The 9,392-nt window shown below is 64.0% G+C and carries 13 protein-coding genes; 1 reads left to right on the top strand and 12 read right to left on the bottom strand.

Translation table 11 applies throughout. The features are described 5' to 3' along the window. Positions 1–123: 123 nt before the first annotated feature. On the top strand, positions 124–792 hold the full coding sequence (locus D3876_RS01015) for a BRO-N domain-containing protein (RefSeq protein ID WP_182911826.1): 669 nt from the start codon (positions 124–126) through the stop codon (positions 790–792). A 33-nt stretch (positions 793–825) separates the two neighbouring features. Here D3876_RS01015 and D3876_RS01010 read toward each other — a convergent pair whose 3' ends face one another. The 12 genes from D3876_RS01010 to D3876_RS00960 form a co-directional block, all read right to left on the bottom strand. Further along, on the bottom strand, positions 826–1,833 hold the full coding sequence (locus D3876_RS01010) for a contractile injection system protein, VgrG/Pvc8 family (RefSeq protein WP_119759278.1): 1,008 nt from the start codon (positions 1,831–1,833) through the stop codon (positions 826–828). Then, positions 1,830–2,240 carry a phage tail protein gene (locus tag D3876_RS01005; protein WP_119759277.1) on the bottom strand — a complete coding sequence of 137 codons (411 nt, stop codon included), beginning with the start codon at positions 2,238–2,240 and terminating at the stop codon, positions 1,830–1,832. The genes D3876_RS01010 and D3876_RS01005 overlap by 4 nt, the downstream gene beginning before the upstream one ends. Positions 2,241–2,312: 72 nt before the next feature. Continuing rightward, complete coding sequence (locus tag D3876_RS01000; protein ID WP_119759276.1) at positions 2,313–4,736, bottom strand: phage tail tape measure protein; 2,424 nt, start codon at positions 4,734–4,736, stop codon at positions 2,313–2,315. Positions 4,737–4,741: 5 nt separating this feature from the next. After that, the gene (locus tag D3876_RS00995; protein WP_119759275.1) at positions 4,742–4,870 is read right to left on the bottom strand and encodes a GpE family phage tail protein; all 129 of its coding nucleotides are present in this window, start codon (positions 4,868–4,870) and stop codon (positions 4,742–4,744) included. Positions 4,871–4,878: 8 nt separating this feature from the next. Next, positions 4,879–5,184, bottom strand: a complete 306-nt coding sequence (locus D3876_RS00990) for a phage tail assembly protein (RefSeq protein WP_119759274.1) — start codon at positions 5,182–5,184, stop codon at positions 4,879–4,881. A gap of 66 nt (positions 5,185–5,250) precedes the next feature. Beyond that, positions 5,251–5,760, bottom strand: a complete 510-nt coding sequence (locus tag D3876_RS00985) for a phage major tail tube protein (protein ID WP_119759273.1) — start codon at positions 5,758–5,760, stop codon at positions 5,251–5,253. A 56-nt stretch (positions 5,761–5,816) separates the two neighbouring features. Beyond that, the gene (locus D3876_RS00980) at positions 5,817–6,980 is read right to left on the bottom strand and encodes a phage tail sheath protein (protein ID WP_119759272.1); all 1,164 of its coding nucleotides are present in this window, start codon (positions 6,978–6,980) and stop codon (positions 5,817–5,819) included. Between the two features lie 11 nt (positions 6,981–6,991). Beyond that, a complete protein-coding gene (locus D3876_RS00975) occupies positions 6,992–7,339 on the bottom strand; it encodes a GPW/gp25 family protein (RefSeq protein WP_338014297.1) in 348 nt (115 codons plus the stop codon). Between the two features lie 8 nt (positions 7,340–7,347). Beyond that, positions 7,348–7,518 (bottom strand): hypothetical protein, encoded by a 171-nt coding sequence (locus D3876_RS20325; RefSeq protein WP_182911825.1) that lies wholly within the window; start codon positions 7,516–7,518, stop codon positions 7,348–7,350. Continuing rightward, positions 7,518–8,072, bottom strand: a complete 555-nt coding sequence (locus tag D3876_RS00970; protein WP_119759270.1) for a phage baseplate assembly protein V — start codon at positions 8,070–8,072, stop codon at positions 7,518–7,520. Before D3876_RS00970 ends, D3876_RS20325 begins: the two co-directional genes overlap by 1 nt. A 74-nt stretch (positions 8,073–8,146) precedes the next feature. After that, positions 8,147–9,001: a DNA adenine methylase gene (locus D3876_RS00965; RefSeq protein WP_119759269.1), complete on the bottom strand. Its 855-nt coding sequence runs from the start codon at positions 8,999–9,001 to the stop codon at positions 8,147–8,149. 149 nt (positions 9,002–9,150) lie between these two features. Beyond that, on the bottom strand, positions 9,151–9,387 hold the full coding sequence (locus D3876_RS00960) for a hypothetical protein (RefSeq protein ID WP_119759268.1): 237 nt from the start codon (positions 9,385–9,387) through the stop codon (positions 9,151–9,153). Positions 9,388–9,392: the final 5 nt, after the last annotated feature.

The following is a 9,392-nucleotide window of genomic DNA, read 5'->3' as shown; positions in this document are numbered from 1 at the left end:
TTCCGATTTGGGCATTGAACGCGCACCCCGTTTTGCCATCGGCCAACCTTCGCGCTCAACGAATGGTGTTGGACTTTCATTCGATTGGACATAGTTAGGCAAACTCGGAGGATGAAGCGTATCATGTCGGCATTGGTCCCCCTGCACTTTGAAAGCGCCGACGTCCGCATGATCCTGCGCGACGGCGAACCGTGGTGGGTGCTCAACGATGTCTGCGCGATTTTGGAGATCGCGAACCCGCGAAATGCTGCGCAGCGGCTCGATGACTACCAAAAGGGTGTCCATAGTATGGACACCCTTGGTGGCCGACAGGAAATCGCGATCACGAACGAGCCCGGCATTTACGCTTTGACGCTCAGCAGCCGAAAGGCGGTGGCCAAGAGCTTCGCCAAATGGCTGTTCACCGAAGTCCTGCCCTCGATCCGCAAATTTGGTATGTACCCGCCGCCGCTCATTGACCAGATCGACCACGAGGATTGGCAGGATGGCATGCGCTTGCGGCTCGGCGAGCGCTTTCGCGAAGAGCGTTTGCGCTGGGAAGCGCTGACGGGGCATGGCTTCGAGCATGTGCCGGGTTTCAGTAAGTCGATCATTCGGACGATCGAGCAGACCGATTCAGGCGCCCGGAAGGGAAATCGCGTCGAGATGATGGCGCTGGCGGGTATGGATGTTCTGTACGTCCTTACCGGGCAGCGCACCGTTTCGCCGACCGAAAGGCGCGTGATCGACTATATCCGCCAGTCGGGTGATCCGCGCAGCCTCGCGCTGCTGGCGATCGCGCAGGCAGCATAGGAGTGCCCGCCTAGCCCAAAGTTAGATCGCCCGCTAAGCGGCCGTTTCCAGTTGCAATTGGCTGGTCAGGCCGCGCTTGCTCATTTCATGCGTGACCTCGGTGATCAGCCAGTCGGTGCCGTCGATATCGGCCTTGAAGCCCTGCACCTTCGCCTTGCGCTCGGGATATAGATCCGCGCGGCCATAGGCGAGGGTCAGGGTCATTTTCGCCGTGGCGCGCTGAATGCGGCCGCGCTCGGCCTGCGCGGCGCGGCGTGCCTCGGCCTCGCTGGGATAAACGCGCTTGAGCGCCTTGGCGTTATCATCGCCGCCCACGGTGACCTTGTTGCGCTTCGCGCCCTTGGCATCGCGCCATTTGGCGGTGACGCCCGTATATTCGTCGCGCTTTTCGATATCGTAGCTGTGCTTGTCACCGTCGCGGCGGCGGATCGTCAGCCGCGGGATCGACGCGCCGCTGGCCGTCGTCCCCTTGCCGATCTGCGCGAAGATCAGCTTTCCGTCCTTCACGGTCGCGACGGCGTCATGTTCCTTGCCGAGTCGCTTGAGCAGGGCGATATCGCTTTCGCGGCTCTGTGTCAGTATCTTGAGCACCTTGCCGCCGAGCGCCTGGTCGATATGCGCCTTGAGCCCGTTTCGCCCAGCGACATCGCGGATGATCTGGCCGAGCGACTTGCCGCGCCAGCTCTGATCGCGGCGCCCGCGGATCTTGCTGGTGAAGTCGGCCGATCGGGCGCGGATGGTGACCGCGTCGGGCGGGCCGCTGTGCCCAATCGCGTCGACCTTGAAGCTGCCCTTGTCGATCAGCCCCACCGACACATTGTCGCCGCGTTCCCAGCCCAACTCGAGCCGCAGCACCGCGCCCGGCGAGGGCAGGGCCAGCTTGCCGTCCGTATCGCTCAGCACAATATCGAGCTGATCGGCCTCATCCCCGCGCTTTTCCTGCAGGCGCAATGAGACAAGCCGAGGGTCAATGAGCGGCGACAGATCCTTGCCGTCGAGCGTGATGCGCGCGCGCGGGACGTTACTGGCCTGATCGCTCATAGCGGCTGTGTTACCGCCTGAGCGTCGGCCGCGTCGTCGACGCGCAACAGATCGAGCCCGAAGTCAATCTTGAGCGGCGTTCCATTGGGCGCGAAATAGCTGTGTCGTTCGTCGAGCCCCTCGATCACATAGTTGCCGAACACGGTCCCGGCGCCGTCGACCAGCGGCCACGCCTCGCCCTGATCGCCCATTTCGCGCAGGGAATCGAGTGACGCGCGGCCGTCCTGCAGCTCTGCCGCCGTGGTCCCCGAAAGTGCAATCGTCTCGGTGCCCGGTCCGGTGAACTGATTGGCTGCGCGCGCGCCGACGCGCTCGATCTGGGCATGGCTCCAGCTCGTGCGCCGCTGCAGCTCCTGATAGACCAGCGAGGGGATCTCGAAAACGAACATGCCGAGGCTCATCATCATGGGGCATTTCTCCTTTGGTCGCGATCACGAACGCCGAACCAAAACCACTTCGACTGCGATCGCTCCGGTCCCTCAATCGTCGTCGTAGGCGGACAGGGCATTGGCGCGCCGGTCGCGCTCAATCTGGTCGATCGCTTCGCGCACCGCTTTGGCGATCGCGTCTGCGTTCGATCCATCGGCCTTGATACTGATGGTGTAGCTGGGGCCAGCGGCAGCTTGCATAGCGCCCGCCGATGCGCCCGCGCCCTGTGCCAGCCCGACTGCTGCGATCGCGGGCGTGGCGGCGCCCAGCGCCATCGCGGCGGTCATCTGGCCAGCAACGGCGCTGATACGCCGGATCGGATCGGACTGGCCCGCCGAAATGCCATCGGCGAGCCCTTCCATCACGAAGCCGCCGAGCCCCATGAAAACGCGCGACGGCGAATGGATGCCGAGCTTCTGCTTGAACCAGTTCGCGGCCGAGCTGGCCGCGTTGACGATCGTCGATTTCAGCGCGCCGAGCATGTTGGTGATGCCGTTGATCAGCCCCTGAATGAGATTGCGGCCGATCGTCGCGAAATCGAGGCTGCGCAGCCACGCGATCGCGGGGTTCATGACCATCATGAGCAAGCCGAGCGGCGTGAAGCGCAGGAAGGCGCTGATCAGGAACTGGATGCCCTCGGAGAACAGATCCTTGAGCGTCTGCCACGCGCGCCCGAACCAATCCCAGATCGCTCCCCAATTGTCGTAGATCAGCCACGCAGCCGCCGCGACCGCAGCCACCGCCGCGAGTATCAGCAGCAGCGGCGCGAGGGCGATGCCGAGCGGGGCCGCCGCCGCGGTGAGCGCCGCGAAGGCGATGCCGAGACCGCCGACTATGATGAGAAGGGCCGATCCGACGCCAAGAAACAATCCAAGGCCCTTTGCAAGCAGAGGATGTTCCTGCGCCCATCCGCGGAACTCCTTAGCGAGATCGCGGAGCCAAAGCGCCAGTTCCTTCACGGTCGGCAACAGCGCCGTCCCCAGCTCGATGTTGAGCGCGTTCAGGGCATTACCCGCGATGCCGGTAATGCCTTCGGTCGCTTCCATGCGGGCGATAAACTCTTTCGTCATCGAGCCCGCATAGGCGCCCTGATCGCCAATCAGTTTGAAATTGGCCTGCAGGCGATCGAGGTTCACGAGAAGGGGTGCGATCGCGGCAACGGATTCCGATCCGAACAGGGTCGTCAGCAAGCCCGCTTGAGCTTCCTTCGGCAGCTTGGCGATCCTCTGCATCACGTTCATGATCGTCGCGCCAGCGTCGGCTTGCATGTCCTTAGCGACCTGATTCGCCTCCAGACCGAGAGATTTTAGGGCACCTTGTTGCCCTTTGGTGGCGGCGGTGCCTTTGGTAAGGGCAAGCATTGTGTTTTTGATGCCGGTGGCCGCGATCTCGGATTCGATGCCTACCGCATTGAGCAATTGGCCCATTGCAGCGATCTGCGGCGCGGTGGCGCCAGCTACCTTACCGAGCGGACCGATGCGCGTGACAATTTCGGAAACCGCATCCGCCTTGCCGCCGTAGGCATTGGTGAGCGCGTTGATGCGATCCGCCAACCCCACGATATCACCCTGCCCGATGTCGAACGCTGTTCGCCATTTCGCCATCATGGCGCCGGCCTCGTCAGCAGACACGCCGAAGGCCACACCCATCTTTGCGGCATCTTCGGTGAATTTGACGATCTCGTTGCGCTGGACACCAGCGGCACCGGCAGCAGCCGCAATTTGCGCCAGCCCCTCCGACGCGATCGGGATTCTCGTGCTCAGGTCGAGAATGTCGTCGCTCATTTTCTCGAATGAGCCGGGCGGCGCGAAATCGACCACCTTGCGAACGTCGGCCATCGCCGATTCGAATGTCATCGCATCCTTGACCGCACCCAGCACGGGAGCGCCCGCAGCAACGCCGGTTGCAATCATGCCCGCGCCGCTGGCAGCGAGCTTGCCGCTCAGGTCGCGCATTTCGTCGGACTGACGCCGCGCCTTGGCCACCTGATCGAGCTTGGCCTTCTGCTCGGCGAGCGCCTTGTTGGCCTCGCGCGTGCGCAGCGCAAGGCGATCCTCGTGCTGGCCCAGCTCGGCAACGTCGATCCCCGCGGAATTGAGCCGCGTGGACAGCGTCTGCAACTCGCGCCCGGTTTCCTCGTGCCGATCGGTGAGCCGCGCGACGTTGCGCTCGGCTGCGGCATAGGCGGCCGCCATCCTCTTCGTCGGCTGCTCGATGGCGTCCAGCTCACGCTTCAAATCGGCCAGGCGCGCGCGCGCCTTGGTCACTTCCTCGGTGTCGAGTCCGAGCTTGGTCTCTGCGCGCTTGAAGCTGTCGATATCGCGCTGCGCGGCCGTCAGCGCCTTCAGCTCTGCGCGCGTTTCGGACATGGCCTTGCGCGCGCCGCCTGAAGCGTTGGTGATGTTCTTCAAGGGGCCGGTCAGGCGATCGAGCCCCTCGAAAATCACGCTCAGTTTCAGGTCGCGGTCGGCCATGGCGGCTATTTCCTCTTTGTCTCGGTGGGCTTGGAGCGCTCGGCCGCCTTGGTGCGCCAGAGCATCAGGTCAGACAGGGGCATTTCGTCCATGGCCTGCGGTGGCCAGTGAAACACCACCGCCACGTCGGCCATCGCATCCTCTACTGATCGGGGGCATCCGTGAGCCGCCACTTCTGCAACAAAAAACGTCCGACAATGCCCCCCATGGCGAGCAGATCGGCGGGGTCGAGCGCGCTGACTTCCTGCGGCGTCAGCGTCGGGATGGTGATACGGGGCAGGATCTTCGACAGCGCGTCGACGTTGAGCTGGCCCAGCTCGACCAGCGAGAGGCCGCGTAGCTCGCCCGACTGCGGTTTGCGGATCTGGACCTTGTCGATCGTGGTGTCGCCGCGCTGAATCGGTTCGTCGAGTGTAACGCTGCGGAGCTTCGAATTTTCGTCGGACATTGTCGGCTTTCCTTGAAGCGAAAAGGGACGGCCCCGAGGGGGCGGGGCCGTCAGGGGGGAGAGGGGTTAGATGCCGAAGAGGTTGCGCGCCGAGGACAGGCGATCGACCCCGTTGACGATCTCGACCATGTTGAGCAGGTCGAATTCCTGAACGACGGAGCCGTTGACGCTGAGCTTGTAGTAGGCGAGCGCGGTCGTGACGGAGAATTCGGTATCCTCGCCGACCTTGGCCTCGCCCATGTCGATTTCCTCGTGACGGCCGCGCGCCACGATCTCGACGGTGTCATAGGCGCCGGTATCGTCGCGCTGATAGGCGCCGACGAAACGGAGCTGGATGCCGTCGAGCGTCGGCTCACCCCACTGCGCCATGACCTCGCGCATGAAGCCGCCGCAGGTCCATTCCATGGTGAGCGCTTCCATGCCCAGATCGACTTTGACCGGCGCCCTCATCCCACCGCCGCGCCATTCCTCCATTTTCCGCGTCAGAACGGGCGGCGTGACGCTCGCGATCTGGCCCAGATAGTTGTTGCCATTGTTGAACAGCATCATGTCCTTGAGTTTGCTGGGGATGCCCATGCGAAGTGCTCCTTGATCGAGGGAAGAGGGGGCGGCGCGACGGCCGCCCGATTGGATCAGGCGCCGAGATCAGCGGCGAAGTCGGCCAGATAGCGATCGGTGATGCGCTGGTTGAGCGTCAGGCCTTCGAGCGGCGGGACGAGCGTGTAATCGTAGTCGATCACGACCTTGCCGGTTTTGAGCTGATCCGTGGTGTTGACGCTGGCGTCGTACCAGCACTGACCGTCGATGATCAGGCCCGCCGCCTTCATCGCGCGGAACTTGGCATTGATCGTTTCGACGATGTCGCGGATCAGCGAGGGGCGCAGCGGCTTGTCGATTGCCCAGAGCAGGCCCTCGGCGATCGTGTCCATAAGCACCTGAGCCGTGCGGGTGGCGCTTTCGAAGGCGAACAGGGGTTCGTCGGACGTCGTGCGGTTGCCCCAGAAACGGCGGCCATTCGCGTTGACGATCGTCGTGATGTCCGCGTCGTTGAGCAGGCCCGCATCATTGGCGCTGCTCTGCAGATCCCAATGCACGTCATGGGTAAGGCCGGTGACGCCGTTGACGGGGAAATTGGAGATCGTCTTGTGAAAGCCGACCTCCTGATCGATCCGCGCGCGCAGGCCCAGCGCACGCGCAACGGCAAAGCTGGTATCCGCGGCGCTGGTATCGACGTTCCACGCGAGGAAATCGGGCCAGATCAGCATAAGCTCACGTGCCGAGAAGCTGGCGCGGTAGAGCACCGCGTCCTCGACGCTGTCGCAATCCCAGCAGCTTGCATAGGCAAAGGCGCGCAGCTTCTGGGCGACGCTCACCAGTGCCGTTGTCACAGCCTGCGTATCGAGGCCGGGGCAACCGATGATCCGCGGCTTGACGCCGATCTGGGCTTCGGCCGCCAGTAGCGCCTGCATGCCGGTCTTTTGCCCTTCAACGGTGCCGCCGATAACAGCGGTGTTGGTCGCAGCCTCATCGGCGCCCGGCGTAACGCGGACGACGACGACGACGGGCTGCGCCTGGTCGTAGATCGCCTGCAATGCCTTGCGCAGCGTTCCCGTCGCGCCCGCCTTTTCGATCGCGTCGGCGAGATTGGTGACCCGCACGGGCTTGTTGAGCGGGAAAGTGACGGCGTCGGCGGCGGGACCGGTGGCGACGATGCCGATGATTGCGGTGGCAACCGTGCTGAGCGTGCGGACGCCCTCGTTGATTTCGATGATCTTGATGCCGTGCTGGATTGGCATTTCAGGGCTCCTTACTGAGTGGTGCGCAGGGGGACGGTGAGACGGGCAAAGCTGTTGGGCGCGGGTGAATCGGTGCGGATGCCTTCGATCGTGACGGTGAAGGCGCCGGGCGTGTCGCCGCGCTCAATCGCAACGCGCTTGAGGCGCAGGCGCTTTTCCCAGCGGGACAGGGCAACGGCGATTGCGGCGTAGAGGCGGATGCGGCCAGATCCGGCCATGGGCTGATCGAGCAGCTCGAACAGCAGCGATCCGTAGTCCCGGCGCGCCACGCGCGTGCCGATCGGCGTGGACAGGATATCCGCAATCGACTGGCGCAGATGATCGAGCCCTTCAAGCGGCCTGCCGGTGGTGGCGTCCATGCCGCGCATCAGTGTGCGATCGCCCAGGCGAGAATGATGGCGAGCCCCCAAGGCAGCAGGACGGCGCAGCCAAGGGGCAGGGTGATCAGGAGCCACCACGGCCCGCCGAGCAGGACGCAAACCAGCGCAATGGTGGCCCAGATGAGCAACGACCAGATCATGGGGGTGTCGTCGAGCATCACTCGGGCACCGCCGTCTTGGCGCCGCCAGCGGCCACGCCGCCATGCTTGTGCGATTTCAGGCTGATCCCACCGCCGACAACGTCTTCGCTGGCCTCGGCCTTTCCGTTGATCGTAACATCGCCTTCGATCGTGACGTCGCCCGTGATGGTGAGCCCGCCCGGCGCGGTGATTTCGGCCGTCGCGCCATCGGGCAGGATTGCGGAAAGCGCATGCGCCTCGGGATCGTAAGAGATGATCGCGCCGTCCTTGAAGCGGATCAGCTCAGTCAGGCTGTCGCCGGGGGCGGGATTGTCGTCGGAATAGACGCCGAGCAACGCGACAGCCGATTCCATGTCGCCTTCCGGACTGATCAACAGCACCTGTTCCCCGACGCTGGGCGGCGACCAGATCGCGGTTTCGCCCGCGCGCGGCGCGAACCATGGCACCCAATCGGTGGTCAGCTCATCGTCCAGATCGACGGTGCAGCGCGCGCCCGCCAAATCCACCTCGGCAATAGTGCCGAGGCGGATCAGGTCGCCCATGGGGCGGTCTTCGGATTGCGCGCGGTTCATGGCGCCGGAGCATGGCCAAGGTGCCTGAGCCGTGCGCGGGTGCGTTGCTGTGCAATCGACTCTACATCAACGCGCTATAGCGTCATTCCCGATCGTTGGCGGCGATCGGCGCCAGATCCGCGATGTTGGTTATGATCAGCTCGCCCACGGGCTTGCTCTTCATCCCGATCGAATCGGGTGGTCTGGACTTCGATCAAATGGAAGCCCGCGAAAACGCGGCGGATTTCCGGGTGGTCATTGATCGACAGCACGAACCGTCCGCGAATCGTGGCGAGCTGGGCAGCCATGGTCTCGAAGTCCGCGCGATCGAAGACGCCAGCGCCATAGTCGCGCTCGCAGCCGAAATAGGGCGGATCGAGATAGAACAGCGTGCCGGGGCGATCATAGCGCGCGATCAGCTCGGCATAGGGCAGGCATTCGATAATGACGCCCGCAAGCCGCTCGTGCAGATCCGCAAGCATGGGCTCGAGTTGACTGACGTTGAAGCGCCCCGCGCTCCGCGGATCGACGCCGAAATGGCGGCCGCTAACTTTCCCGCCGAAGGCCGTGCGCTGCAGGTAGAGGAAGCGCGCGGCCCGGTTAAGATCGGTCATCCGCGTGCGCTGGGGGTCGATGCTGGCGAGGCGCTCGAATTCGGCGCGGCCCGTGATCCTGAAACGCAGATGATCGACGAAATAGCCGTAGTGCTCCTGCAGGATCAGGAACAGCGTGGTCACGTCCAGGCTGATATCGTTGATGACCTCGGCCTTGGGGCGCATGCGGCGGCGCAGGAAGATGCCGCCCATGCCGATGAAGGGCTCGACATAGGTGTCATGGGGGATGGCGTCGATCAGGGCAGTCAGGCGCTTTGCGAGCGCGCGCTTGCCGCCGATATAGGGTGCGACGGGACGAACCGGCTGAACCGGGGACATTTTTGGGCTGGACTTCATTTGCAAGACTCTGTTGAACGCCCCGCTCCGGTGCGCTCGGAAGGGGGGAACTGAACACGATTCCGGATCGTGCGACGTGCGAGAGCCCAATCTCGCGGCTCAAGGTGTGACAGCACCTTGGCCCCCCTCGGAAACCCGAGGGAGATTCGTCAGCCAGCCTTGCGCTTGCGCTCGGGCTTGGGCGGATTGGTGACCACGCCCGCGGCGATCTTCACGGCGACTCCGCGCGCCACTTCCTGCACGCGCTCGGCTGTTGCCTTGCGGTCGAAATAGCCCTCCGCGTCGAGGCAGGCGTTCACGGTGCGCTTGTGGCTGATCGTGCCGTCGCTGAAAGTGACGGTGACCGAGCGGGTTTCGGGATCATAGGCGCTCATACGGGTTTTCATGGCGA

The organism is Sphingomonas cavernae (assembly GCF_003590775.1).
Taxonomy (GTDB): domain Bacteria; phylum Pseudomonadota; class Alphaproteobacteria; order Sphingomonadales; family Sphingomonadaceae; genus Sphingobium_A; species Sphingobium_A cavernae.
This window is presented reverse-complemented; position numbering and strand designations above follow the sequence as displayed.